At 50.3% G+C, this 25,564-nt stretch carries 26 protein-coding genes and 2 pseudogenes; 14 read left to right on the top strand and 14 right to left on the bottom strand.

What is annotated here, in order from left to right; all coding sequences use genetic code 11:
• Window positions 1-95 precede the first annotated feature (95 nt).
• Window positions 96-950, top strand: coding sequence for a DUF7260 family protein (locus tag LIX15_RS32480; RefSeq protein ID WP_227779002.1), 855 nt, complete (start codon window positions 96-98; stop codon window positions 948-950).
• Between the two features lie 207 nt (window positions 951-1,157).
• Here LIX15_RS32480 and LIX15_RS32485 read toward each other — a convergent pair whose 3' ends face one another.
• On the bottom strand, window positions 1,158-2,003 hold the full coding sequence (locus tag LIX15_RS32485) for a DUF3891 family protein (RefSeq protein WP_227779003.1): 846 nt from the start codon (window positions 2,001-2,003) through the stop codon (window positions 1,158-1,160).
• Window positions 2,004-2,041: 38 nt separating this feature from the next.
• Window positions 2,042-2,212, bottom strand: coding sequence for a hypothetical protein (locus LIX15_RS32490; protein ID WP_227779004.1), 171 nt, complete (start codon window positions 2,210-2,212; stop codon window positions 2,042-2,044).
• Here LIX15_RS32490 and LIX15_RS34170 point away from each other — a divergent pair.
• Window positions 2,204-2,371 carry a hypothetical protein gene (locus LIX15_RS34170; protein WP_486327144.1) on the top strand — a complete coding sequence of 56 codons (168 nt, stop codon included), beginning with the start codon at window positions 2,204-2,206 and terminating at the stop codon, window positions 2,369-2,371. The genes LIX15_RS32490 and LIX15_RS34170 overlap by 9 nt on opposite strands.
• A 163-nt stretch (window positions 2,372-2,534) precedes the next feature.
• Here LIX15_RS34170 and LIX15_RS32495 read toward each other — a convergent pair whose 3' ends face one another.
• Window positions 2,535-3,038, bottom strand: coding sequence for an MOSC domain-containing protein (locus LIX15_RS32495; RefSeq protein ID WP_227779005.1), 504 nt, complete (start codon window positions 3,036-3,038; stop codon window positions 2,535-2,537).
• A 216-nt stretch (window positions 3,039-3,254) separates the two neighbouring features.
• Between LIX15_RS32495 and LIX15_RS32500 the strand changes: the two genes are divergently transcribed.
• A complete protein-coding gene (locus LIX15_RS32500; RefSeq protein WP_227779006.1) occupies window positions 3,255-3,416 on the top strand; it encodes a hypothetical protein in 162 nt (53 codons plus the stop codon).
• A 49-nt stretch (window positions 3,417-3,465) separates the two neighbouring features.
• Here LIX15_RS32500 and LIX15_RS32505 read toward each other — a convergent pair whose 3' ends face one another.
• Window positions 3,466-5,079, bottom strand: a complete 1,614-nt coding sequence (locus tag LIX15_RS32505; RefSeq protein WP_227779007.1) for a glycosyltransferase family 39 protein — start codon at window positions 5,077-5,079, stop codon at window positions 3,466-3,468.
• A gap of 495 nt (window positions 5,080-5,574) precedes the next feature.
• Between LIX15_RS32505 and LIX15_RS34175 the strand changes: the two genes are divergently transcribed.
• Complete coding sequence (locus LIX15_RS34175) at window positions 5,575-5,817, top strand: DUF8008 family protein (protein ID WP_486327145.1); 243 nt, start codon at window positions 5,575-5,577, stop codon at window positions 5,815-5,817.
• A 564-nt stretch (window positions 5,818-6,381) separates the two neighbouring features.
• On the opposite strand, the gene LIX15_RS32510 is transcribed toward LIX15_RS34175, so the two are convergent.
• The gene (locus LIX15_RS32510) at window positions 6,382-6,588 is read right to left on the bottom strand and encodes a cold-shock protein (RefSeq protein ID WP_227375928.1); all 207 of its coding nucleotides are present in this window, start codon (window positions 6,586-6,588) and stop codon (window positions 6,382-6,384) included.
• A 274-nt stretch (window positions 6,589-6,862) separates the two neighbouring features.
• Here LIX15_RS32510 and LIX15_RS32515 point away from each other — a divergent pair, with 274 nt between their 5' ends.
• The 3 genes from LIX15_RS32515 to LIX15_RS32525 all read left to right on the top strand — a co-directional run bounded on the left by LIX15_RS32515 (window position 6,863) and on the right by LIX15_RS32525 (window position 8,633).
• Entirely contained in the window at window positions 6,863-7,132 is a 270-nt protein-coding gene (locus LIX15_RS32515; RefSeq protein ID WP_227779008.1) for a DUF7571 family protein, read from the top strand.
• Window positions 7,133-7,938: 806 nt separating this feature from the next.
• Window positions 7,939-8,334 carry a HalOD1 output domain-containing protein gene (locus LIX15_RS32520; RefSeq protein WP_227779009.1) on the top strand — a complete coding sequence of 132 codons (396 nt, stop codon included), beginning with the start codon at window positions 7,939-7,941 and terminating at the stop codon, window positions 8,332-8,334.
• 92 nt (window positions 8,335-8,426) lie between these two features.
• Window positions 8,427-8,633 (top strand): hypothetical protein, encoded by a 207-nt coding sequence (locus LIX15_RS32525; RefSeq protein WP_227779010.1) that lies wholly within the window; start codon window positions 8,427-8,429, stop codon window positions 8,631-8,633.
• Between the two features lie 248 nt (window positions 8,634-8,881).
• Here LIX15_RS32525 and LIX15_RS32530 read toward each other — a convergent pair.
• Window positions 8,882-9,390 (bottom strand): annotated as a pseudogene (locus LIX15_RS32530) (RNA-guided endonuclease InsQ/TnpB family protein); the annotation flags it as partial.
• Window positions 9,391-9,400: 10 nt separating this feature from the next.
• Between LIX15_RS32530 and tnpA the strand changes: the two are divergent.
• The 6 genes and pseudogenes from tnpA to LIX15_RS32560 all read left to right on the top strand — a co-directional run.
• A pseudogene (tnpA, locus tag LIX15_RS32535) lies at window positions 9,401-9,792 on the top strand (IS200/IS605 family transposase); the annotation flags it as partial.
• A 587-nt stretch (window positions 9,793-10,379) separates the two neighbouring features.
• The gene (locus LIX15_RS32540) at window positions 10,380-11,642 is read left to right on the top strand and encodes a Cdc6/Cdc18 family protein (RefSeq protein WP_227779011.1); all 1,263 of its coding nucleotides are present in this window, start codon (window positions 10,380-10,382) and stop codon (window positions 11,640-11,642) included.
• A gap of 1,005 nt (window positions 11,643-12,647) precedes the next feature.
• A complete protein-coding gene (locus LIX15_RS32545) occupies window positions 12,648-14,027 on the top strand; it encodes a Cdc6/Cdc18 family protein (RefSeq protein WP_227779012.1) in 1,380 nt (459 codons plus the stop codon).
• Between the two features lie 1,144 nt (window positions 14,028-15,171).
• The gene (locus tag LIX15_RS32550; RefSeq protein ID WP_227779013.1) at window positions 15,172-15,999 is read left to right on the top strand and encodes a ParA family protein; all 828 of its coding nucleotides are present in this window, start codon (window positions 15,172-15,174) and stop codon (window positions 15,997-15,999) included.
• Entirely contained in the window at window positions 15,996-16,337 is a 342-nt protein-coding gene (locus LIX15_RS32555; protein ID WP_227779014.1) for a DUF7970 domain-containing protein, read from the top strand. The genes LIX15_RS32550 and LIX15_RS32555 overlap by 4 nt, the downstream gene beginning before the upstream one ends.
• Window positions 16,338-16,796: 459 nt before the next feature.
• Window positions 16,797-17,987, top strand: a complete 1,191-nt coding sequence (locus LIX15_RS32560; protein WP_227779015.1) for a hypothetical protein — start codon at window positions 16,797-16,799, stop codon at window positions 17,985-17,987.
• An 834-nt stretch (window positions 17,988-18,821) separates the two neighbouring features.
• On the opposite strand, the gene arsN2 is transcribed toward LIX15_RS32560, so the two are convergent.
• The 4 genes from arsN2 to LIX15_RS32580 form a co-directional block, all read right to left on the bottom strand.
• Window positions 18,822-19,271 carry an arsenic resistance N-acetyltransferase ArsN2 gene (gene arsN2, locus LIX15_RS33585; RefSeq protein WP_227779016.1) on the bottom strand — a complete coding sequence of 150 codons (450 nt, stop codon included), beginning with the start codon at window positions 19,269-19,271 and terminating at the stop codon, window positions 18,822-18,824.
• A 25-nt stretch (window positions 19,272-19,296) separates the two neighbouring features.
• Complete coding sequence (locus LIX15_RS32570) at window positions 19,297-20,124, bottom strand: arsenite methyltransferase (RefSeq protein WP_227779017.1); 828 nt, start codon at window positions 20,122-20,124, stop codon at window positions 19,297-19,299.
• On the bottom strand, window positions 20,117-20,491 hold the full coding sequence (locus tag LIX15_RS32575) for an ArsR/SmtB family transcription factor (RefSeq protein WP_227779018.1): 375 nt from the start codon (window positions 20,489-20,491) through the stop codon (window positions 20,117-20,119). The genes LIX15_RS32570 and LIX15_RS32575 overlap by 8 nt, the downstream gene beginning before the upstream one ends.
• A gap of 140 nt (window positions 20,492-20,631) precedes the next feature.
• On the bottom strand, window positions 20,632-21,024 hold the full coding sequence (locus LIX15_RS32580; RefSeq protein ID WP_227779019.1) for an ArsR/SmtB family transcription factor: 393 nt from the start codon (window positions 21,022-21,024) through the stop codon (window positions 20,632-20,634).
• Between the two features lie 294 nt (window positions 21,025-21,318).
• Between LIX15_RS32580 and LIX15_RS32585 the strand changes: the two genes are divergently transcribed.
• The gene (locus LIX15_RS32585; protein ID WP_227779020.1) at window positions 21,319-21,762 is read left to right on the top strand and encodes a low molecular weight phosphatase family protein; all 444 of its coding nucleotides are present in this window, start codon (window positions 21,319-21,321) and stop codon (window positions 21,760-21,762) included.
• 270 nt (window positions 21,763-22,032) lie between these two features.
• Here the strand turns inward: LIX15_RS32585 and LIX15_RS32590 are convergent, their stop codons facing one another.
• From LIX15_RS32590 to LIX15_RS32600, 4 genes are all read right to left on the bottom strand, one after another.
• Entirely contained in the window at window positions 22,033-22,413 is a 381-nt protein-coding gene (locus tag LIX15_RS32590) for a DUF1428 domain-containing protein (protein WP_227779021.1), read from the bottom strand.
• A 228-nt stretch (window positions 22,414-22,641) separates the two neighbouring features.
• Entirely contained in the window at window positions 22,642-22,968 is a 327-nt protein-coding gene (locus tag LIX15_RS32595) for a VOC family protein (RefSeq protein ID WP_227779308.1), read from the bottom strand.
• A 586-nt stretch (window positions 22,969-23,554) separates the two neighbouring features.
• Window positions 23,555-23,632 (bottom strand): DUF7347 domain-containing protein, encoded by a 78-nt coding sequence (locus LIX15_RS33955; protein WP_425556843.1) that lies wholly within the window; start codon window positions 23,630-23,632, stop codon window positions 23,555-23,557.
• A 22-nt stretch (window positions 23,633-23,654) separates the two neighbouring features.
• Window positions 23,655-25,037 carry an FAD-binding oxidoreductase gene (locus tag LIX15_RS32600; RefSeq protein ID WP_227779022.1) on the bottom strand — a complete coding sequence of 461 codons (1,383 nt, stop codon included), beginning with the start codon at window positions 25,035-25,037 and terminating at the stop codon, window positions 23,655-23,657.
• Window positions 25,038-25,564: the final 527 nt, after the last annotated feature.

A 25,564-nucleotide genomic window follows, 5' to 3' on the forward strand; every position in this document is an offset into this window, starting at 1 on the left:
AACCCCCAAATTAGCAATACGAGCGCCGAAGTAGATGTATTAGCTTATCAGCTTGCTGTTTATATGCTCAAAACCGCATATTCCAATGTTGATTTATGGGCAAGAATGTATATATTACACCACCAGCTACGTTAGGTAGAGAAACAATGAGGCCAGGAGATAATCAACTAGTTGACTTAACGTCGCTACCATGCGCACACAGAAGCCTCATGCGAGAAGAATCTCGAATCAAGGCCGAAATCCACGCTTTTGAAGACTTTCTCGACCGACTCAACGAAGATCCGCCGCAGCCGTATCGAACAGACGGTGGAACGAAGCCCACGACACTGCAGACTCAGACACCTACCACAACCGCATCACTGGACGCGGTTCAAACCGCCTATCAGGAAACAGTGCTGGCGGTTGATCACTGGGAGGAAGCTTATGGAAAGGAAACCACTGGTGAAAGTATAGCAAATGAATTTGGACCGGACGTGGCAGCGGGTCTTGCAGGTGGTGTAGAAACGTGGACATCACTGTTGTGGAACCAACTCCGGGCTGAAACGACGGACTCCATTGAAACTCGTCGCCGATGTCATCAGACGGTTGTCGCAGAACGACAACGAATTGAGAGTCTGTCGGATTCGCTTGCTGTCAGCGGCGATGAGCTGGCTCGCATTGAACGAGCGGACTATCCATTTGACGACCGAAGTGATCGATTATCGGCAATTCAACACCAGCTCGAATGGCTGGCAGAAGAAGAGCAAGAACACTTGCGCCAGTATGAGCGATCGAAAACGGATCTGCTATCGACCCTAGTGTATGCAGATCTAGATACAGACTTTCCGGGATTGGCAGCGATCGCAACAGCGCAGGACATACGTGATTCAATCGAAGTTCGCCATTGGGGCGGGATGATACAATCCAATAGCGCAAACCTCCCTTTTCAGGCGCGGGAGGAGATCAATTGACTCTCCCGGACGGCCAAACAATTCTAGTTTAGACGGTGCTCTGGGGAGAATCGTTTAGGTGACTTTGAAAGTTTACAGGGCGTGCTAGCATCTCTTTGAGCATGAACGTCCGGTCTACTCTGTTGGCTTCACATTATTGTGCCCTTCATTGAGGATGCAGGTGGAATACAGAATTTTTCGTATCGTCCTGATACTTCGAAGATATGTTTATGCCCGGAGGGTGAACTCGACCGTTTCGTACTCACCACCGTAGTACGCTCGGCGGAGGTCGTCCTCCGTCTCGTAGTCTACTTTTGGGACGATTCTGGCGGGAACGAAAACGGTTAGCGGCGACTCGTCGAACGGGTACGGGTTCAGTTCAAATTCACCGTTACTGACGGGCTGTACCGTCACCGATTCCTCTTCATTAGGAGCCACCGGTACGGATTCAATGGCCGTCTTGTCCGGCGATTCGCTGGTCCCGAAGATAAGCGAGAGTGCGTCCCACACTTGCAAGAGTTCGTAGTTACACCACAGCCGGCTGTCCGTGTTCGCCGGCGGTTCTCCCCGCTCGTGGAGCGCGGTGAGCACCGACATATCCTCGTCCGACACTCGTTCCTCCTCGGGACCATTCGACCTGTGCAGTTGGCCTGCGAGCCGCGTCTGTCGTTGCTCCTCATGGTCTACGAATTCCTCAAATGCAGGCTGCGTATCGGGCCACGATGCGGAGAGGCCGTAGCGGCGGCGACGGAGCCCCGACCCGTGCATTGACGCTACGAGGCCCGCATAGCGGTTCATCTCGGCGACGGTGCTGATGCCGTTGTCGTAAAATTTGATCCACTCGGCTGCGGGGACGCTCACGAAATCAACAATGTCGCCGTCCTCAAGGTGTGGCGTTCGGTCGTACTCCCACCACCCGTCGTCGTGATTTGCCGCCACGAGAACCATCGCGGCGAAGGGCGTTGGGCGCTCGAACGTGTCATTTCCCCAGTGCTCGGCGAACTGTCCCGCTAACTTCGCGTGATCTGGTTGCGTAATGAACCGGTAATAGTCGTCCCCGTCTGCGATGAGCATTACTCGGTATTCGGTCGGAAGTGGGATAAAAACGTGTACTAACCAAGCGCGCCGACTACACCGGCACCAAGCTCTACGTCGGTAGCTCGTCGAAGGAGAATGAACCGCTCGATTTCGATTTGAGCGCGCTTTGTCCTTGAATAGAGACGGTCGTAATCGAAGCATCCTTTGTTGCCGTCGAACAGAGTATCCAGTTCTATCTGCTCCATCAAGGACAACCTGCTGAAAAGATCTTTGCTTTGAGCAGACGGCGGTATACCAACGAAGTGCAGAGGCAACTCGGTTGCAGCTCGGTTGCTTCAGTTGTGGCAGCAAAACCGAGTAGAAGTCTATTAATGGGAAACTGTCGCGAGTGCAGAACAGGCTAATGCAACGCTCCTATTAGCAGAGAATCTCCATCAATGTCTGAGAGTGCTTACCGAAACTCAATCCACATCAACAGCCCATTCTCCACCTTGCTGGCATCCAGTTAGGTTGGTGTAAAAGTATAGAGTATCGATACCACACTCGAAAGGCAGCTTCTCACCGAGTTTACGATCGGAGTCGTTCAATGATACTGGCAGTCGTATCGATTGCCTCAATTTCGGTAATCGAATCATCGACGCTGATTTGTCCGGATTCGACCACGTCCGCACAGATACCACCACGACCGTGTTTGAGTGCTCGGGCAACACCCTCTTGTTCGTTGAGCTGCTCAACATGTGCGCAGGGTGGACGCGGACGTGTTCCTTCTAATAGCGCGTCACCGGCTCTAAATCGGTGTTTCAGAAGATCGTGTACATCGATTCCTTCCGTAACGATATTTCGCCGATGCTCACCGGCCGTCAGATCAAGGTCGTATTCCTGATTGATTTCGTCGATTGCTTCGCTGGCTATCAATGTCACCTGACAAACATCGTACGGCGAATAATAGCCCGTACCATTAAAGTAACGATCGTCCCTGAGACCCTTGTTGGCGATCGCTTGGATCGTTGTGATCGACTGCATCGGTTCGGATCCGGCTTCCGCGATGAAGACATCAGTGATGTGAGCCATGTTCGGTAGTACGAGCTAAACATAGTTAACGACTCACACCCCTCCGAGGTATACACAACTCTGGACGAGACCCCAAACAGAATCGATACAGCCCAAAAAATCTCGAAGCGTGCCCAGGCGATTACTGACTTCGACGCTTGAGAAGAAATCACAGGAGGTGAATGAAATACTTCCCACCAACGAACTTCGCGAATCGTGGCATACTAATCTCACAAGATGGCTCGAAGACATCACAGGGACAAACGCACCGAACGCTTCTACATTGCTGAGCTCCAGCGTGGCACCTACAAGTACGAGGATGCTGAGACAGAGAACTGTTTGCACGCAAACATTCATGATGCACTCGAAGCATTCGATGAGCTTCCGGCGAAGGTGTGAAGTGTCGGAGTCGACTGCAAATCATAGAATTCAACGAAATAAGACAGTACTATCGTACTCGGAATACCATTACACCTCGATTTTCATACACGAGACGATACGTGTTGGATTGTACGAGCGATCGACGCATCTGTGGTTGTTGCCGTTTTGGAGCACCCCGAACGGTATAATTTCCCTTCGGAATATATACATAATCTGGTTGAATACTACTTTGATGAAGCTGTTTCGTGAGACACGTTTCGGTGTGGCAGCGTGATAGTTGGCGGTAGGTTCGAAGATGATGCAGATATGCAGCGGATGATTTCCATTCGGCACCCCACGGGCCAATAAGCATCGTTCGGTCTGTAAGATATGGGAACCACTCTGCTGCATCGCCAAGGACGACAAAATTGGCATTTATTGGAACTTCTTCATTAACCCATTTCATCGCTGTGACGTCCTCATCATCGATAAATGCTGGTTGTGATGTACCACCGTGGAATGGTGTTCCGGCCACGTACGTGCCTCCCAGAATGACTGAGAATACAAGTACGCTGGCAACGGCCACCCGTAGCGACCACTGAACAACCTGCTGGGAGTCACTGTCAGTCACCGTATCAACTGGGACGGTTATCCAGAGACCCATGACGATAGTTCCGGAAACAAACGCGAACCGGGGATCCCCAAGGAGTAACAATGAAGAGAGAAACCAGACTGGGAGAAAAAATCGCCGACAAGCAACGAGGTAGCCGCTACCTAAGAGAGTGAGAAGATACCAGAAAGACATGGTATTACCAGCGGCAATCGGCTTACCTAGCAGAGACAGTATTTCAAAAAAAGAATAGGGTTTTCCAAGTCCGCCGTGTGTACTCGCTGCCGCCATATATGTCTCAATGCCATGTACCGAGATAGTATACGCCAGCCATGGTGATATAATCACGAATCCACTGATGGCGACCAAAGCCCCCATCGCTAGCCCTTTGAATGAATGATCGAAAAATATCCACATGAGTAGGTAGCTCGCTCCGAAGAAGACAGCATACGATGGGTGAGTTAGCAACGTGAACCCGAATAGAAGGAAAGCCGGAGCAAGCCACTGTCTTTGACTATATTTGAATAGTTGCATCCCACAATAGAGCCCAGTTACAGTGAATAAAAAGGCCAATGCTCGAACAATTCCACCCGCAGAGATATGCCATTCTAGTAACGTTGGTGTGACAGCAAAAATAATAGCCGAAACACCAGCTTGAGATACTGATCCTGTTATTTCACGCGCTAAGTAGTAAAACGAGATTACAGTAAGTATTGTAATGAATCCCGGAAACACTCGGGAGAGTGTGATCGGATCAACGCCAAGATCAAGGAATACTGCAGATAGATAGAATCCCAACGGCGGATAGGCAAACGGAATACCATTGGCGGTATATCCAGGGATTTGTACCGGTAGCCGGTAGCCGCGAGCAAGAATTTCTTCGGCGATTGAGAGAAATAAACCAGCTCCATACGCGGGATACTGGTGAGTTCGAGAATAAATGCCAACTATGAGCGTTGCTGTAAGGACAGCAAGCACAATCCAGATACGCTCGTTTGTGAAAACTTGTGCCAGGGAAGCTACCGTCTGTTCTAATCGGGGGCGTTGAGTTTCATCTTGGGACTGATCCGCTAAATTACGTTTTCCGTCCATTCGTTACTGTAGAGCCTGTTCGTAATTCGCTTTGCTAACCTGATCGTATGTGGTGGTTTTGATGAAACAGAAAACGAGGTCAGAGAAATCTGTGGACAGTGACGATCGCTCTGTGGGTGGATAAGCGAATGGCTCTGAAGACATATAGCTCGAAACAATCTTCAGAAGTATGAATTACATGATCGTCCAAGCTAACAGGGGGGCATTTCCAAAAGGAGTAAAATGAAGCGAACAGTGGTTGTGTACACAGGATTTAGAATATAAAACAACAACAAACCCACCAGTAGTAGGGCACGACTAATCTATTAGTCACTACCTGAGCACGTTTCTTACTACCGTAAGGATATAGTTGTTTAATTAGAAAGTTATTAATTCTAATAATTTATGCAAATTTATATATCGCCAACATTGGCGATCGATCAGCTGGACTGTTGAATCCGTTTAAAAGACAGCAAATACTCGAATCAGGAACTCGCTCGCTGAACGATGGATGCGATGTACGAACGTTCGAATGAACATCTGGGAAAGACCTATCGACAGCGATCCAAGGACGGCATGAGGTATCAAGAGACACGTCTCGTCCTGAAAGCGAATGTTGAGCTGCCCGACGAAGTTACGAACAAAAACACGAATTGCGATCCGACCACAGACGTAGTTGCCGGAAACGCGTTCTTGAGTAGCACCGCAACGAATTTAATGCGAAGAACTCAACCGTCTTGTGTTAGTAAGACATACTAACCACAGCTTTTCAGGAACCGTTTGAAGAATCGGTTAGCTGGTTTCTGATTGGGCAAGCGACACCTGATCAAGATCAAAAGTATAACAACTACATTCATTTGACAGAATACGTTCACCATTCGTCGCGACAAGACCTGCGTGGAGTGCATCAAATAACGTCATCCGATACTCATCGAGATACGTTACCGCCACGAAAATCGCGTCTTCACGGGGTTCTGGAACGATGGGGCGAGTTCGAGAAGGTTCGTAATGGCGTGCGGAGCACCAATCTCACAAACAAACTCAACGCGATGCAATCTCTGTGTGACGAGTTTATTCACCTTGCACTCATCCGCGCGTCACTCGTTGATGCGCAACTTATGATATTCCGACACTACTTATTGCTCTGGTACGAAGTGAGATTGCGTCGCGCCGTGAGCGTCATCTGCGCTGATACGCTCCCTCCGCGGTGAGTTGCATCTGTGTGAATTCTCGCCTTGAAAAAAGATAGCACCAGCTACGATCCGTGACTGTAAAAAAACAAAATTGCCATCCATCGCTGTGAGCGACGGGTGAAATTCGCGATTACTGACGGACGAGGTTCGTCGCGCGTGGTCCCTTAGGGGATGATTCGATGTCGAACTCGACTTCTTGCCCTTCTTCGAGGTCGGGGCCGCCGACGTCCTCCATGTGGAAGAATACGTCCTCGTCGTCGTCTACGTCGTCGTCGTCAGTCGAAATAAAACCGTAACCGCCTGTGTCGTTGAAGAAGTCAACCTTACCGTTTGCCATTACGAATAAACGAAGTCCCCACGCACGGATAACACTTCCGAGGGTCAGGGTACCACGACTTCCCGCTATAATTGGCATATGGTATAGGATCAGCCGATTCACAGGAGGGTGTCGTCTAAGACTACGACCCGTCGGAAGGAATCGAAAACGCTGGTCAGTATCAGAATCCATCGACAACTTTTGAGAGAACACTGATCGCCTGGGTTACAGTGAGTCTGTCATTTCTCGGAGGTAGATATTTACGGTGTGGTCACATGATGCTATGTGCATCGCCATGAAACCGTGCCACAGCTGTCAGTCGGTCATCGACGAGTACAACTTGGATAAACAACTCGAATCCCTGCGCGACCTCACAGTTGACGACTTCAACATCTGCGCGGACTGCGCGACTATCGTTGCGGATGCGTGCGTGGAGTGCGACGGTGCGGTATACGTCCCCCGAGGCAAATCTGTCATTCCCGACTACTGCCCAGCGTGTCGATCCGACCTTATCGACCGCACCGGTCACGACCCCGGTTGGAATTGCGATCCCGTGTCTTCCTGAACAGCATCCTACCCCTTGCCTCCTATTTCGGCTGACACCGCCATTCCATAGACTTGTCCACTTAGCGGCTGTTCAGTGTCGCTGAGGCGAAATAATGTTTCGAGCCATGTGGTTTGAGAAGATTCCCTGTTTATTCAAGACAGTTCTGACGCCTTGTACGTAGGTGTTTTTGACCAACATCAAGCAATACTTATCTTATCGAGTAGTGGTACTGCATCACGTGTGCAGATGACGCTCACGGCGTTCGAGAGTCGGAATCCTCTGCCAGTGTCCACGAGACTATGTCTCGTGAGCCAACCAGAACAGGAGGTTCTGGTGACGACGACTGGCTGGTATTCCTCATGCTGGGGAAGCCTCGCCGTATACGGCGAGGAGGATGTCAAGCACGGGTCTACCACATTCAGTCACGATCCGAAAGGCTCTCTACCGACAACGAGATTTGACACGTTCTATTCGTTTCCGATTTTGTTTTCCGAAACCTCGATTTTCGACATGGAAAACGTTGAACAGTGTACTCATTGATCGGAAAGAAGGCAAAGGAGGGAGAGTCAGCTCTCTCGGCCATCACGGCGATATCATTCGGTGATGGCGTCAGACTATGCGTCGTACCGGCTTTTGTGAGATCGCATCTTTACTAATAATAGGTAGAGTAAAATAATTTATTTGTTTATAAATTTATATATTATATAAAAGTATGATCTAGCTAGCTCATAACGAACTTAGTTTCAACGTCGATTTTTCTTGCATGTGGCTAAATTCGGCGGTAATCGGTGGTTACTCAACTATCTGGAGACCTAACAAGAAGTATGGCAAGCGAATCAATGACGACGCAAACAACAACTTGGTTCGGCTCTACGACAGAGCATTCTGGCCTCCGTTCACCCCGTCAATACGCATTAGTCACCTCCGAAACGATCGACCTCGAAGCATTGAATTCGGAGCTAATTACTGGTGTCGTCAACGCACTCGTTGACGTAATAGAACCGGCAGCTGGCCAAACTACACTCTCACTGTACGAGCACGTGAACCCAGATGCGCTCGAAGACATTATCAAAGCAAGTACGTCGAAAAAGAGTGATATCGAAGTTCGATTTACGGTCGAAAACTATCTCGTCACCGTCCGCAGCAACAACACCATCCTCATCTACGAACCGCTTGGAGCACACCGCGGTACTGGTGAAAACCCGTGCCCGGCTAGTTGATCATGAAAAGCGATCCACACTACGCGACGTGTTAATCGCGTTTACCTTCACTAACGAGACTATCCTTACTATTCGGATCCGTAATCAGTGAGTTGGAGCTTCTCCTCGACCTCATAGAGATGGCCCCTCATGTAGAGCCGTTCGATGATATCCTCAGCAGCAGGCCGCTCAAGATCTTCTTCTTTCGCGAGAACCTCATAGGCTTGCTCGTACGTGAGTTCTCCCTCATCCGGGAGTGCTGTCGCGATCGCGTCGAGCGCTTTTTATGCAAGTGGAGTGAGTGGCGATTCGCCATCTGAGATCCTTCGTACGACAAATTCGACCCCTGAACAAGTAAACCCCTCGAACAGGGTCTCTTCGTGATACTAATTGAATCCGTGTGACAAAAGGAATGAGCATGCGATGTGGGAGGATGGGTTGGGATTGGCACAGGCCCCACACCACCTGCTGGGGGACGATGACTGCATTCTACTCTTGAGACCCGATGAATAAAGTCATGAGCCAACCAGAGCGAAAGTGAAACTAAACGCTGTCTTGCCGACAGAAGTCATCGGTGTCTCTTCACTGTTAAGAACCATGTTAGGCTCTGTGTTCCTAACAACATCCCAGCTTCCACGACGTGCTTTGCATCCACCCGTCCTGAATGACGAACGAACGCAGGGAGCACAGTCTGCACAGGCGTTGATTCGGACCGTCCCGGCCCTACATGAAGAGATAGTTTGTTGAGTCCTCTGTCGAGGATGTTCTTTGCTGCATTTAAGTCTCGGTCTTCGGTGTGACCGCACGCCGGACACGAGTGTTCGCGCATCCACAGCGGTTTCGACGTTTCGACACAGCACTGGTTGCACTTTTTGGTGGTTCCGCGAGCATTCACACGGACGACGTGTGTGCCGTACAGTTCACCTTTGTATTCCAGCAAATCGAGGAACCGAGACCACGAACGTCCTGTTTGTTTTTCGCCGATTGACTGGTTTCGAGCATCGGCTTCACGTCCAAGTCTTCGACCGCCACTACGTCGTACGCTTTCACAAACCACGTGGTGAGTTTGTGCTGAAAGTAACTGTGCATGGACGTTCGCTGCGGGAATCACACTGTCTATGCAATAAACTGTTACTTCGTCTGATTCCCGAAATACCGACACGCCATCCTCGATAAGATTGAGGTGTCGCTGAAACAGAATATCCGAAACGTGGCCGAACGATATGGATACGACGTTCTCTCGTTGCTATCGCACCGGACCACGTGCACCTGTTCATGTCGATCCATCTGAAACACGCTCCGAGTGAGATTGTCCGAACAATCAAGAGTATCACCGCGAGAGAGATTTGGGAGCAACACGAATTACTGTTAGCAAGAGTATTTTGGGGTAGTTTCTGGGAACGGTCGTTCTATGTCGGGACTACCGGAGAAATGAGCAGTCGAACTGTAGAACGATACACCAACCGCACGGAGCATGTCTGGATCAAGCTTACGCGATTCATCTCGGGGCTTGACCCCGAGGCACTCTCGCTGTATTTTCTGTAGAACTAAAACATACAAATACGGTTGACGGACTTCTACCGGCTATGAGACGTTCTCAACGTTTGCGCACACCCCTCGTTTTCAGTGAAAACAGAAACCAATCCTATTCTCGTTGAGATCAGATAGATTCCGCTGGTCAGACCCCTCGTTTTCAGTGAAAGCGGAACCAGTACTACACTTGCGACTACTACACTAACTAGCCTAGTATAGTAAGTAAGTAATTATGGGTAGAGGAAATATCGACAAATGAGCTCTGGAACGTAATTTAATCGCTGTCTCCGTGTTTTTCACTGAAAACTCGGTGTCTGACGATTGCACTTTACCGTTTCTTTAAGTAGGCAACCTTTGGTACAGATAGAACGGTTGCTCATTCACATGGTTTCACTGAAAACGAGGGGTGTCTCTCGATGTGCATGGATTACCGAACGTCCTTGTTTAAACTCTCCTGGCCGTTATTCTTCACCTTTCACTGAAAACAGGGAGCGGTAGAACTAAGATGCTTCTTCAAGAAGACATGTAATAACGTGCCAAACGATCCAATTCCTACGCCGGATCCCGAGGATATTGCTGATGATCCACTTGCCCAGCGTAATGACTCTATCTTCGCACGCCGAGAGCTACTCCGAATCGGGCACGTTCCCGACAGCGACCGCATTGTCGGTCGTGACGGAGAAATCAAGGATATAGAAGAATTGCTCCGTCCAGGCGTGTTCGGTGACCCGCCGGGAAATGCGATTGTCTATGGCAAGACAGGATCCGGTAAATCGCTCGTCTCTCGACACGTTACTGGACGTGCCCGTGCAATTGCTCAAAACAACGACATCTCCCTCATTTCCGCCTATATCGATTGCGACCAAGCAAACACTATTACTCGAGTTGCTCGATCTCTCTCACAACAAGCCGAATACCAGTCTACTCGCTCGCTAGATATTCCAGATAAGGGGATTGGATCTAGCGAGTACATGGACTATCTCTACACGCTGCTCGACGATGCTGATGTCCTCGTCGCCATTATCGACGAGATTGACAAACTCGGTGACGATGAAATTCTGTTCAAACTCTCGAGAGCAGAAGAGAGTGGTAAAACTGGTTGCTATATCGGTGTCATCGCGATTAGCAATAAGATCGAATACTACGAGAACCTCGATGAGCGGGTGAAGTCTAGCTTCCAAGACGATGAACTCGTTTTCCATCCGTATGATGCCGGGCAAATCCGTGAAATACTGAACAAACGCCGAGATGCATTTCAACCAAATGTTCTCGAAGATGGTGTTATCCCACGCGTTGCAGCACTTGCTGCGCGTGAACACGGTGACGCGCGGAAAGCAATTGAAATCCTTTCGAGTTCGGGAAAGCTAGCTGCTCGCAATGGGGATTCGAGTGTCTCGGAGGAACATGTCGATGCGGCGCAGGACTATGCAGAAATGTCGCGATTCCAAGAGCTGATCCGAGGGTCGACTCCACACTCGAAATACGTCTTGTTTGCCCTCGCGTACTTACAGAAGTCATCGCTGAAACAAGCCTTCAGCACAGGAGAGATCTATCACGTGTACGAGGACGTCTGTAAAAGTGAGGGAACCGATCCACTCAGTCACCAACGAGTACTGGAGTTGCTAAAGGAATGGGCGTTTAGTGACGTTACGGAAAACCGCCATACTGGTGGCGGAAAGAGCGAGGGGAGCTACCGAGAACACTCACTATTGCGCGATTCTGATATGGTTCTCGATACTGTCTTTGAACAGCCAAAAACAAAACAGAATATCGTATCCGACCTCCAAAACGATTAATCGTATTCTGAGTTCCGAAGCCACAATCCATAACTGTCGCGACTCTGTCGTATTGTGGTTGATCGATTGAGTGGATGCGCTGCTGACGGGATGCTGTTCTGCCCAACCATATCTCAGTATTCGATCTAGCTAATTTCGGATTCAATAGTTTCCACCTCTATGACGATGATAGGATTGGGGAACTGCTTAGAGAATACTAACTCCCGAACTGATGAAACTGGTCGGTTGAATTAGCAGTGATGCTTGATCAGTAAACAGCGCCCTCACACCGGATTTCAAATGAATTCCATTCCAAGGGAAAGGGAGGTATCGAGTAGGAGGTGGATAATATAGTTCTTGAGAAATGAGGAACAAGACGGTAAGGCAGTTACTCGTTCTGGTATGCGGCATTTTGTGTTCAACTGGAAACCGGTGACTCTATTCGCATTATTATATATATTACTGTAAAGGTAATATAGTAGCAGTAGTAATGTGTAAGAAATACATTTTAGGAGTTTACAAACGATATTCGAGAATGAGAGTTTCTAGCAATATTGTGTTTATATACTATCTGTCTGATCATCGTTTCGATGGTGGGAAATCGTACAATCCCCCCGTGTTCTACTCAACGACACTGGATTTCAAATGATTTCCCATCTACAGCACCTCTATCTGCTATTTAATGAGGTTTCAGAAGAACAGCCGTCAAGTTATACCGTCTACGTGGAGACCTTACACTTGCGTAAATTCATTTGAAATTCGGTGTGGGGGCATCAAGAATCTCAGTCTTACTCTACCACACCAAGAATTCATTTGAAACATGGTGTGAGACGGAGGGGGATAATCGAGGTTTAAGAATCCTGCCATTTGTCAGGAATTCATTTGAAATGTGGTGTTATCCACCTGTCTGCCACTACTCTATACCGATAGACCGGTGAATAAGAACCGGAGCCGGCTTCCACGTGAATCCATGAAGTGAGGTATTTTGGGGAAAGAACTAAGACCAATTCATTTGAAATCCGGTGTATGGATTCAGGCACGGCACAGGTGAAAACACTCGGAGATTATGCTGCCGAGCATGGGGCTGTTGCCCACTCTCGCTCTAAAGCTCGCGACGACCCCCTTTCCGTACTCGACGAGGATGACCCTATTTTCGCCAACGAAGATTTACTTCGTATCGACCATATCCCCGAACACGACAAGATCGTCGGTCGAAACGATCAGATTGAAACCGTCGCTCGTCGACTCAAACCGACGATCACTGGTGGCTCTGGAAAGGGAACACTTCTTCTTGGCAAATCTGGCTCCGGGAAGACACTTGTCACTCGGTACGTGAGCCGTGAAGTCGAAGAACGCGGCGCAGATAACGACGTCCGAATCGGCCGTGCAATTATCGACTGCGCGCAACGCCGCTCGGAAGTCCAAACAGTCATTCACCTCTCAAAAAGTCTGAACGACCCCCAGAAAACAGGCATCACGATTCCACATTCGGGAATCGCGACAGGAGCGTACTACGACCGCTTATGGATGGTCATCGATAAACTCTATGACGCGATTATCGTCGTTCTCGACGAAATCGATCGGCTTGCGCCATCAGATGACGCCCGGAACATTCCACCAGAGGAAGCGGATGACAGCAAACTCCTCATGCAGCTCTCTCGAGCTGGTGAGGAAAACGACGTTGAGGCCAGCATCACAGTCGTCGGCATCAGCAACGATCTCAAATATGGCGATCGATTGGACACTCGTGTTGAGAGTTCGTTTGCCCCGGATGAGATCGTTTTCCCCGCGTACGATGCAAACCAACTTGGTGATATTCTAGACCGACGTCGCGACGCCTATCACAAAGGTGTCCTCTCGGAGGACGTGATCCCGTTATGCTCTGCATTTTCCGCACAGGAACACGGCGATGCACGACGTGCACTCGATCTCTTTCGACTTGCTGGTGAAGTCGCTCGTGATGACGATGTCGATCAGGTTCGTGAAGAACACGTCCGTGCTGCGAACGACGATGCTGAAGTCACACGGGTTCAGGATCTGATTCGTGGGTGCCCGACGCAGGCAAAAATCGCGATTGCCGCACTTGCCGCCATGGATGAATTTACAAATCAATCCCATTTCAAGGCGACTGAGATGTACCGTGTCTATCGCAAATTCGCCGAGTCAATTAATACAAATGTACTCGGCCAGAAACGCATCACCGATCAACTTCGAGAGTATGAGACTCTGAAAATCCTCGATATGACTCGAACGAGTGATGGATATCGTGAAGGAACGTATTTAGAACTCTCGCTCTTAGACGAGGCAAGCTTGCTGCTGCAATCGATCGGACTTGATGACCAATGTTCGAGGATCCCGATTGACACTCAAATGCGCCAACAGATCATTGGTCTCGTAGGGCGCTGACTTTTTCTCCAGACTTTCTGCTTTCGGTCACTTTTCAGCCCACAACTTTCGGCAGCAATTCGTCGATACAGTTTTAAAAACTCCATCAGAAGCGTGGATCAGTGTTCAGGGGGAGGTGCGGTCTGATCTCGTTCGCTTGCGTCGGATTTCTCCATCCGAGCATAAATCGTTTGCAAAGTTTCTTCGGCATGCAGTAACCGTGATCATTGAGGAACACTCGTCCTTCGTCACTAATTCCATAAAACTTGACGGGAGATTGTCTGCCGTTCCCGTCAGGGGGAAAACCTCTTACACGATCCCTACCTCGACGAGTTGCTGGAGATGTTGGCAGATTACCGTCTTGCTCTTACTCGGGTTGCACAATCCAATTCTTTTAGCGTCGGAAGCTGTGATGGATGTCCGAGTGTATCCTGAATGAGCGAAAACGTGTCTCTTAGACAACGACATTCAACCGTTTTAGAACGTTGTCGAGGTTAGATGGTGTACTGTCAGAGGTGCTCATACGTATCTCTTCGAATAGTGCGTGAGAAAGCGTTTCGTCGAAATACGAATCGGTCTTTTACGATGTGGTCACTGACGAAGTCACTAATTGAGTCGTTTCCTGCGATAGTCGAATTAGAGAGGCTAATACATTAGTTAGTAGAGTTAGTATAACTAATTAGCCTAACTAAGTAGGTTGGTTGATGAGTTTGCCTAGGTTGTTAATTGCTTTTCTACCGCTAGATCGATCAAGCGTCCCCCTCGATTTGTGCCACCAGAGTTGCGAAATCGAGTCTGTTGGTTTCGTAGAGTAGATGGTTTGTCCATCTTATTAGTCTAACTAGATAGTCTAACTATCGTATGCTGAATGAACTGCTCTGCTTGTCGGACGAGCGTTTCATGGTTTTTGCGAGTAACTGAGCCTACTCAACTCAGTATTCAATCCGAAGATAACGATATCAAATCTGTTTTCGCTCTGGGTACTTATTGAAAGTCCACTATCTGAACCTGTCTATACAGATTAACTAAGGGGCCTAACTACACAGTCTAACTATACAGCCTAACTACACAGACTAAGTATGCGGTCTACCTGGTTAGCCAAGATAGGGTGTCTACCTTGTTTGTCTGACGAACCTTTACAACAAGTCTGTACGAGTAGGCAAACATGCTCACCTATACAACATACTCGGAAGCAGGCGGCGTTGGGAAAACTACGCTGTCAGCAAACCTCGCACGAGCGCACGTTGACAATGGACTCGATGTGCTCGTTATCGATTTCGATCCTCAAGACGGCAGCCTCTCCTATCTTCTCGGGGTTGATGATGGGCGGGATGATGAGAACGCTGACACGCTCGTTCATCACTTGATAGATCGACCGAAGGGCGATTTTGAGAACTTGATTCGAACGACTGAGGGGATAGACGTTCTTCCTTCTCACAATATCCTTGAACGCCTGGGCGATTTGCTTAGCGATGCTGCGAGTATTGCAGAACAGACTGGCGAGTCCTTCTCGAAATATGGTCGTTTGCGCCATGTTCTCGCTAAAAATAACGTCCCCGACCGGTATGATGTATTGATAGTCGATCCTCCCGCCACGTCAGGGCCACATTTATACAATGCAATCGACGCAACGCGATCACTCGTTATTCCTGTTGAACTGTCCGGTAAAGGCGACCAATCAATTTCGGGCCTTGAGTCTGTCTCGGCGGGTATTGAAGAAACACTCGGAATTACTGTCGGTGTCCTTGCTGTTGTTCCTAATCGCTACGAGGGGTTGAATGATCAAGATGCAGTATTGAATGAAGTCTCTGATTTGGGGTATGACATCCCCGTGACGCTCCGTAAGCGTTCGTCGCTGTTTGAGGGATGTTGGAGGACACAATGTACTGCATATCGCTATATCGAAGAACACAGAGAGCGAAAGCGTGACCATGAACTCGAAACGCTGGTGAAGATCGACGAGCTGGCCAAGCATTTGGAGGACGGGACATGAAGCGCGGATCAGGCGACGATCCGTTCGGCCACGAACTAGATAATGGCGAAGACGTGACGGTTCAAGACAAACCGACCGAGAACGAGAGTAGAGAGAACTCATCGTCTGTTCCATGGGCGGTCGAACGGAGTAGTGTCAAGAGTGGGCGTGAAATGGTGCAGTTCTATTTGCAAGAGAACACACAGAAACGAGAGGATGATTTCAAACGAGATGTCGAGGAGGAAGCTGGCTATAATGTTTATACCACCGATCTCAGAGAAGCCGCGTATTTAGTAGCGATGGAACACGCAGACGAAGTGGCAGAGATGTTAGATGAGTGGGGGTGTGAATACAGCTGATTGCGTATTGGTTTGAATCGCTCGTATCATCCATTTCCTGATTCGGTGAGAGCAGAAGTAGCAACTTCTCCGAGTTCGTTTGTCACCGCGAATCCAAACGCTCGTCTACGATCTACTGCCCTGCCCTTCGCGTTGGTGCCCGTGAGGAAACAACATGAACGTGAAAAATATCCCGTCAGCCGAAGCGGAAGTCCTGGAGCGCCGGTACAGGAGTCGGCAGTGCTCCTAATCGAAGGCGTTTCGAGCGAAATCGATTGATTAGTAGAAAGGCCTACTTCGGGTTACTGCTGATCGCTCTTGTCGTCGATTCGCTTGTAATTTGAGAGGGCGGAAGTGACAAACCCGTCTGTAGGGAGTACGAGGATCTGCCAGGTAGCGAGCTACCCGTATCTTTGCCCACTCACCAGTGTCTTGATCGAATCAGTTAGGTAGAAGTAGATCGCTGGGCAAGAGCCACTAATGTCTTCGAAACGGCGTCAACTGCGAGATGGTGGCACTCGAGGACGCTCCCAACAGCTTGGATTGATCCGATGGTTATCTATCCTCGTCCTCTTCGCGCTCACCCGGATTCCCGTTGTCTCCGCACATGGTGCGACTGCGACTGGAGGTCTCTCGCAGTGGCACGGAATCCTGCTTGTTTTCGGCGGAATTGTACTCCTTGGCGGTACCATTCTGTTTAAGCGGACTGATCGCATTTCGCCAACACTCGCACTCTCTGGCGTGTTCGTCGGACTCGTCGTGACTGCACTCGGGGCGATCCTCTTTGAAGCACTATCACCAGAAGTCACCTATTCAGCAGCTTCCATGCCTTTCCCGCGTTCGTGGTACCTTCCAATGGCCTTATCGGTCGGCTGCTTGATTATCGTGTCGAGCCTCGTCATCGGCTGGCTTCAATGGCCGACTCGCCCTCGCTACACCTTCCTTGGGATTCTAATGGGGTTGTGGATCGCATATCCTTACCTCATTCCTGGTCACGCCAATGACTCGCATCCGCTTGGGTATGCTATTGTTTTGGGAACTCCCATCCTCGTCGGGTATGTCATATGGAAAGACGCAGGAAGTGTGCTTTATGCAGTCATGCGCGATCCGGTTGCTCGTTGGTTTGGAATCGGTGTTGGAGTTGTCGTCGCTCTATTCTTCATCTCTGTGACTGGCTATCTCTCGTTCTTTCCGGAAGAAGGCCTCCCGCACGAGCGCGTAATTGTTGTCCTCCCCGCGATCTACCAACTCGTGACATGGCCTACACTCGAAATATACCTCCCCCATATCCCTCTCTTTGTGGCGATTTCGCCTGGACAGCTTATTGTGGTCGGGTTATTGAGCACTCTGATTGGGCTAAATGCCGCTTTCATCGCCCGCCACTGGCGCGTTGAAGAGCGAGCCGGATTGACACAGAGTACCGCTGGTGCGGGTGCAATTGTGGGTTCGTGCACGTGCGGCTGCTGTGGGCCGCTCGTCGCCAAAGTCGCGGTGTTGGCAGCTGGCCCCTCTATCGCAGCCCCATTGTATTGGGTGTTCGTCGATACGGCCTCCCCGCTCAGCGCGCTGTTTATTGTTGCGAGCATCATCCTGTTTGCCGGAAGTCTCGTCTATTCGGTTGAAATGGCGCGTCAACCTGGTCAATCAGCGGCTATTGTCCCCGCTGATTAAAACGCGCAAAGACTGGTTCGGCTGGTGCTTTGAAGTGATGCTTTTTGAGGAAATCTTAACAAACGTTCACCAGAACGAGGTTTTTACTAGCGAATCTCTTCTGTCTATTTGATTGACAATATTTATCTAAATAATGAGTTAAACATGTTCGAATGGTGTTGATCAGCGTTCATCTTTACCGCCATTGGCGACGGAGGCCTTCGCATCTAGGGATTCAACATCAAGCCCGTTGTCAGTTTGGTCGACAGTCTAGATTACGATTTATTCTGATTATCGATCTTATGGCTTGTGTTGAGTCTTCGCTCGATACGAGTACTATAGACATTTTCACAACGACTATGTCATCTGTGAGGTGATTTCTCATCTCCTCCAATGGCACCAGAATTCGGCTCCCTTGCTCGAACGGTATCGGTACAGTATCATGAAGCTGCCCTCCCAGTCCACGATCAATCTCATGCCAAGCGAGTCCACGATTTGGTGATCCGGTTAGCAACGTAAGCAACACCGTTGAGAGACGCTCTTTTGGCAGCAGCATAGTTACGCGATATCGGTCGGCCACGAGAACGAGTGGGGAAATCGACGATCACGCCAGATGGGGCGCAGCAAAAGCAGCGGAGCTACTGGAGCTCGAGGAGGTGCCACCAAACCAGATCGATGCAATTAAACACTGTATTCGAACACGATATCCGGTCGAGTTCACTGGAGCCAGAAACTACCGAGGCAAAAATCGAAGCCGTGGTCGTTTGACGGTAGTGCAACTCTTCAGTAGTCAACCCACACGCCAGAAGAAAGCGACAGACAAGTGCTGAAAGTCATAGCAAGAACCGTGAGCCGCTAAGAAAGGTGCTTTCTCATGCACGTTGCTGTCGTGGGACAGAGATCGTGAAACTCGCTCGTCTGTTGAATCGCAGGTGGTGCGTCTTCCCGTCGAATTCTGTCAAAACCGAGATTTGCAAAGAATGATTCAGCGGTTGTCGTGAGTAGATACAGTTCTGTTACGCCACGAGTGGCTGCCTGCTCGAACAGCTGGTGGCACAGTAATTGACCGTATCCCTGCCCCTGTTTCGCAGGTTCGATCACCACGGAGCGAAGCAGCGCGACTGACTCAAAACATTCGAGACCACCAACGCCGACTCGGGTGGTATTGACAGAATACACGTAGAGGCAGTCTTGTTTTGTTGTGATATCGTCTGTTGGTAGATCCTGCTTATCAAGGAGATGACGAACGTACTCAAGGCGATCTTCGGTCACAGGTAGCAGTTGTCCGCGTTTGTCTGGGTTCATAGTGGTCTCACCGAAGCAACCTCGTTCACTGCGATGGTTTTCGACCTTCAATTGCCGCTGAGACGATATACTCACTCAAATCGCGACTGTCGTCCCACTCTCGAATGAATTCGTCGCTCTCTTCTTTAGGGGTGATATGGACGTCTTCAAATCCAGTATCTGCAAGCATCGTCTGCAGCGACTCAATCGTCGCCGCACCCGCGATACAGCCCGTGAGTGATTCGATATCGTTGCGGGTCTCAGCGGGGAACTGTGCAGTCATCACAACGTCAGAAATCGCGAGGCGACCACCGGGACGCAGAACGCGATACGCCTCGCGGAAGACTTGTGGCTTGTCCGGCGAGAGGTTAATCACGCAATTTGAGATAATGACGTCGACGCTATCATCCGCTACGGGAAGATGTTCGATTTCGCCGAGTCGGAACTCCGCGTTGCTCACATCGTTCTTTTCGACATTCGCTCGTGCACGTTCGATCATTTCTGGGGTCATATCGACTCCAATAACCTGCCCTTCTTCATCTACTTCAGCAGCGGCGAGGAAGCAATCGAATCCGCCACCAGAACCGAGGTCGAGGACCGTTTCGCCGACTTTGAGTGACGCGAGGGCGTTGGGATTTCCACAGCCAAGCCCAAGATTGGCTCCCTCGGAAATTGAATCGATTTCGTCGGGCGTGTAGCCGAGTTGCTTTGTTCGATCGCCGAGGTCGGTATCGTCACAGCAGATGAGCGAATCGTTACAACAACTCGATTCGTCGGTTGCGATGGTTCCGTATCGCTCCCGAACCGCTCGTCGTTGGGTTTGGGCATCTATTGACGATTTATTATCATGCTCGGAGTTGGTCGTGTTACTCATGGGATGTTTGTCGAATTGTATCGAGTGCGTTCAGGAGCGTTTCAGCTGGTTCCGTTGTCTCGTAGTATCGCCATCGCCCCTCCTTTCGACGAGTGACGAGCCCATCCGTGTGCAGGCGCGAGAGTGCGTGGCTGACGGCACTTTGACTCACACCGAGCGATGGTGCGAGTTCACAGACGCAGATACCATCATCACTCGCGGCGATAAGCCGGAGCGCTTCGTATCGGGTATCGTTCGCCGTTGCCGAGAGAAGCGTAACGTCGTCTCGGAGCTCGCTCTCTGATAGGTACTGCTCTGTTGCACAACAGCCTCCTTCTATCGGTTGCTGAGTGTCGGACACCGATCGCGTTGATTGTTCGCCATTCATCTGAACACACTCTCATATGAAGGTCTGATCATATAATTGTTGCGGTGAACACGCTCGCCCGACTATGGGAGATCAAAATCAGACAGTTCCGATTCTGTACTACGATTTGCCCGAAGAAGAGAGGTATCGACGAACGCCTGTTAGTCCGGTTTCGTGCCGTCGAGTGCAACGAGAAGGGCTGTTGCACGTCCGGTGGCTCGATACTTTCGCCATTTCCCATCCTTGCGCCTCGTGACGAGTCCTGCCTTCGTCAAGTCCGACAGTGCGTGGCTGATCGCGCTTTCGCTGACGTCGAGCAGCGGTGAGAGCTCACAGACACAGAGTTCGCCATTGGCTGCGTGAAGTAATCGCACGATCTTGTAGCGCGTTTCATTTGCGAGTGCAGAGAGGACTTGCACGTCAGATTCGAGCGTCGTTTCATCCGTCTGTGCACCGAGTATTTCGAGTTCTTCGACGCGTTGTTCGACGTCTTCATCACAGCACTCCCCGAGTTCGTCGCTGAGATAGCGCCGAAGTCGGTCGTTGGTTGCCATTGCAATACACTTTAGCAAACACTTCAATAAGGGTTCTGGAGTCCAAAGCTCGGTACAGATCTATTGAATTGGCTCTCTTAGATGCCTGTTTCTTCCGTGGTTATCTGCCGCTTTTCATCCTCGGTAGTCAGTGCTGTAGATTTTCGAAGACTGTCTTCCCGTTTGAATTCGTCCACTACTACTATTGTGAGATACTGTGACGTCGATACGAGACTGTCTTCTCAGTGTTTTTATGTTCCGAATATGGCTCTTAGCTTCGAAACATTAATAGAAGGGTTGTTCAATTATTCATTCATGGGTCAGCAGACGTCTACCCAGACGATTCGGGTCGCCTTTATGTGTGTGCAGAATGCCGGTCGGAGCCAGATTTCAACAGCATTTGCGGAGCGAGAACGTGAACGACGTGAACTTAAAGATAACGTAGAAATCCTCACCGGAGGAACCTGTCCTGCAGATCACGTCCACGAGACCGTTGTTGAGGTCATGGACGAAGCGGAATTCGATCTCTCAGGTCGGATGCCACGAGCCATCACGACTGACGAACTTGAGTCGTGTGACTACGTCGCGACGATGGGATGTTCGACGCTTGAACTCGATACGTCGGCAGATGTCGACGTTCGTGATTGGGCGCTTGCCGATCCCGATGGTCAGAAGCTCGATCACGTTCGTGAGATTCGCGACGAAATCGAACAGCGGGTGATTGCACTATTCGATGAGATTGAAGCAGACCTTGAATGAGTGGCGTGATGTGGTCGGCGAGGGGCGAGATGGGACGTTTTCTGAAGATTCAATCGCTTAAGCCGAGATCTGTCCTGGTCATTCTCAACTTCCACAGCCTCGGAGGATAGAATTGATGAGTGACTTATTTCCGTTATGATCTGGTGTGAATGTACCGTTCTGTAGGAATACGAATTTCGAACAGCCAGTTGGTGCGAATATTCCGTTGGTGACAGCCAGATCTGTATTAATATCGAGGCACGAATCGATATGCCGCTTTAGGCTCGTTTCTCACTTCGCGTGGCTGACAATGGAGCGGAAGCCGCCGTAAGTCATACGTTCCGGGTCGTGGGGCATCTCCTCATCGAGGTTTTCTGCATCCATTGCGGGATCCTCCATCACCTTCGCGTTCACTTCGTCGCGGTGCTCCCGAGACTCGTACACGATGAACGAGAAAACAACCGATTCGTCCTCCCCGGTTTCGGTAAGCTGTGGGAAAGTCCGTATCGTCATGCCGTCCATGTCGGGCTCCATGTCGTCTCCGACCCCTTCGAAGTACTCAAGCGCGCCGTGTTTGACCCAGAGCTTTCCGGCCTCGTCGGCCATTTCGCGGTAGGCATCAATCTTATCGTTCGGGACAGGGAGAACGTATCCATCGACGTATTGTTCCATAACGTACATGTGGATAAAGTAACAGATTATATACTCTTTGACCAACCGAAATCTATCCGTAGACACTGCCCCGTTGGTCAATATACTGTCACGATCTTGTAGGATGATTTTAATGCGTGGTTCATTTTCAGGCTTGTTGAGATTGAGTCAACCGATCATCGAATATGTATGTAGAGCAAAGATATTAATAAATTCCATAGGTTAAGAAGGTTGATTGAGGGGGTCAGTCTATTCTTCGATTCTGAATTCAGGATTCCAAACAACTTCCCATAAGTGGTCGTCAGGATCTTTAAACTGCCCTGAATAGCCGCCCCAGACACGATTTCGAGGTGAGTCTGCGATCTCAGCTCCAGCATTTTCTGCTGCCATCATTATTATTTCGACTTCTTCTTTCGACTCAACATTGTAGTCGAGGGTGAATTCCGCTGAACTAGTCACCGCTCCATCAATATTCGCGTCTTCCGCAATTTGATCTTTCGGATAGAGTGCGAGCTGAAAGCCATTGTTCAATGTGAAGAAAGCAACATCTCCACCTTTGAATTCGGTCCTGACGATACCTTCAGTCGGTCAACCTAACCCATCATGATAAAAGGTGGGTGATTCTTCAAAATCGCCGACCCCCAATGAAATAACGGTAATCCGTGGTTCCATAGTCAGAATAGTTGGGCTCAAGCCAAAAATATATTTGCGACGGCGCTACCCCGATTCGGGAAGTGAGCAGTTCGTCTCCTGTATTGAGCGATCTCAGTGCTCCTCCTTGATCCAGAGAGAACGTTCGGTTTTAGTCACCCTCCGAAACTGTGGGATCTTCTGGAGGATGCGGAAGTTGCGACTGGCCTTCTCAAAGCATATGGGTTTGTGATGTCTGGGTTAGAGTTGTTTTTAGAGATGTATCTTGTAAAGCGGTTGTTCAGTAGACATTCGAACTGCTTGCTGTTGCTTCTGCTACCTACTAGAGAAGTTGGCAGAATCGGGCTGAATACAAGGCGCGTATCTTGCATGAAATCTTATCCAGTTCAGATTATTCGAATCGGCCGATAACGGTCAGTCACTGAGTATTGTTCGGTTCGATCAGTCCTATATCATACACGGAATCGGCGATAATGGGTTGGGCTACCTCGAACCCCCGGGACATGAGCGTTTAGCCCTCATCCGTTTGGCGAATGAATTCGCCGAGAAGCTCCCTGGAATGGTAGTTAAAGTTACCAGTATCGCAGATCCCGACACGATTGGCTTGGGAGTCAGCCCGACGGCTGGATGTTCTGGTTCATGTGTAACACGTTCTCCGGATCCCACTCGTTTTTCAGTTCGACGAGGCGATCGTAGTTCTCGCCAAAGGCGTCCTTCACGTCGTCGTCCTGCCCCAGGTAGTTCGCGTAGATCCCCTCCGTCGAGTACGGTCGCACCATCTCGTAGATGTCCTTGGCCCAGCCCATCATCGCCTCGTCGTCGGCCGGATCCGTCCACCCGACCCCGATGCCTACGTTGTACGCCGCGTCCCGGTGTGGGAAAGCCGCCTCGGTGGGCCCGACCCGGGCGACGGCACCGCCCATTGACTCGAACCAGACGCTCGAGAACGAATTGGGGAGGGCATTGATCGCATCGACGAGCGTGTCTATGAGCTCGTCGGAGAGCTCCTCGATGTACACCGATTTGCCGTAGTAGCGCAAGCCTGGCTGGCCCTCGTCGGAGGTCGCCTTGAACGCGGTGTACGGCATTGGCTCAACGATCGGGAGGACCGGCTCCCCCCACGAAGTGAGCGGCTCCAACGCGGCTCGACCGACGTCGATTTTACCCGACCAACAACCGATGAACACGATGCCTGTCTCGCCCTGATGCTCTTCGGGGAAGGGCTCCATCGGCGGAATGGTCATGATCATCGGGAAACAGGTGAACTCGTCGGGCGCGTCGACCATGAAGTCTCGGAACATCTGAAGCGCCTCGCCGGCGACCTCGAACAGATGGAAAATCTGGACGGTGAGCACCTCGGGGCCGATCTCGTGGAGATGGAATTCGAACTCGGTTACCACGCCGAAGTTGCCGCCACCGCCGCGCAAACCCCAAAGGAGGTCGGGGTGTTCTGACTCGCTCGCCCGGACGACCTCGCCGTCGGCCGTGACAACCTTGGCGCCGATGAGATTGTCGCACGTGAGGCCACAGTTGCGCATGAGCCAGCCGATGCCGCCACCGAGAGTCAGGCCACCAATGCCGACCTCGGGGGACCCCCCCGTGGTCACGGAGAGTCCATGGGGCTGCGTGGCCGCGTCGAGATCCTTGACCAGCGCGCCGCCCCCGACGCGGGCCTTCCTCGCGTCAGGATCGATCGTGACGTCGTTCATCTGTGAGAGATCGATGACGAGGCCGTCGTCGACAATGGCCATTCCGGCGGAGCTGTGGCCGCCCGCCTTCACACTAAGGGGTATATCGGTTTCACGGGCGTAGGTGACCGCGGCCACCACGTCGTCAGTGTCAATACATTGCGCGATCAGCCTCGGATGTCGGTCGATCATGCCGTTGAACACCGTTCGCGCATCGTCGTATCCGTCTTCGCCCGGCTTCAGGAGTTCTCCGGTGAGGCGCTGAGCGAATGCCTTTTGCCTGTCTACATCGTCGGGTGCTGTCATCGCATTTGCCTCCGTGTGACGGCGAGGTAGGCAATGCTAGCGGCCTGATGGAAGAATAGTCTAAGCACAACTGACATACTTGAGGATCATTAATAAGTGTTATCTGCTCTAATCAATCCCTTCCGACATGCCGAGAAAGCATTGGTAAATAGTAATAGTGAATTGACAGAAAGTTCGAACACCTGTTGAGCTGTTGTCACGATACAGCATAGACAAAATCAACGACAGCTTGGCGCTGACTTCAACCTCTGTATTCAGCACATCATTTCTGATAGCGATCAGTGAAATAGAGAGGCGTTCTGGTAACGTCCTCAACTGTACGCGAGCCCAAAAGTTGAGACTAGTGTACTCAATGCATGAACAGACAGACGAGGCTATGTTGAAATCCTCCTGGAGTGATCCCGTCGTGAAACAGCTCTCGGTGGATGTAGGTATCGATCAGTTCTCCTTGTGCACCGGTGTCGAAGTGTTATCCCCAATTACGAGGGATTCAGTACCAAAGCTCGTGCATAAGTTGGGACCGCTAC

The sequence above is a fragment of the Haladaptatus pallidirubidus genome (assembly GCF_020700235.1).
GTDB lineage: Archaea > Halobacteriota > Halobacteria > Halobacteriales > Haladaptataceae > Haladaptatus > Haladaptatus pallidirubidus.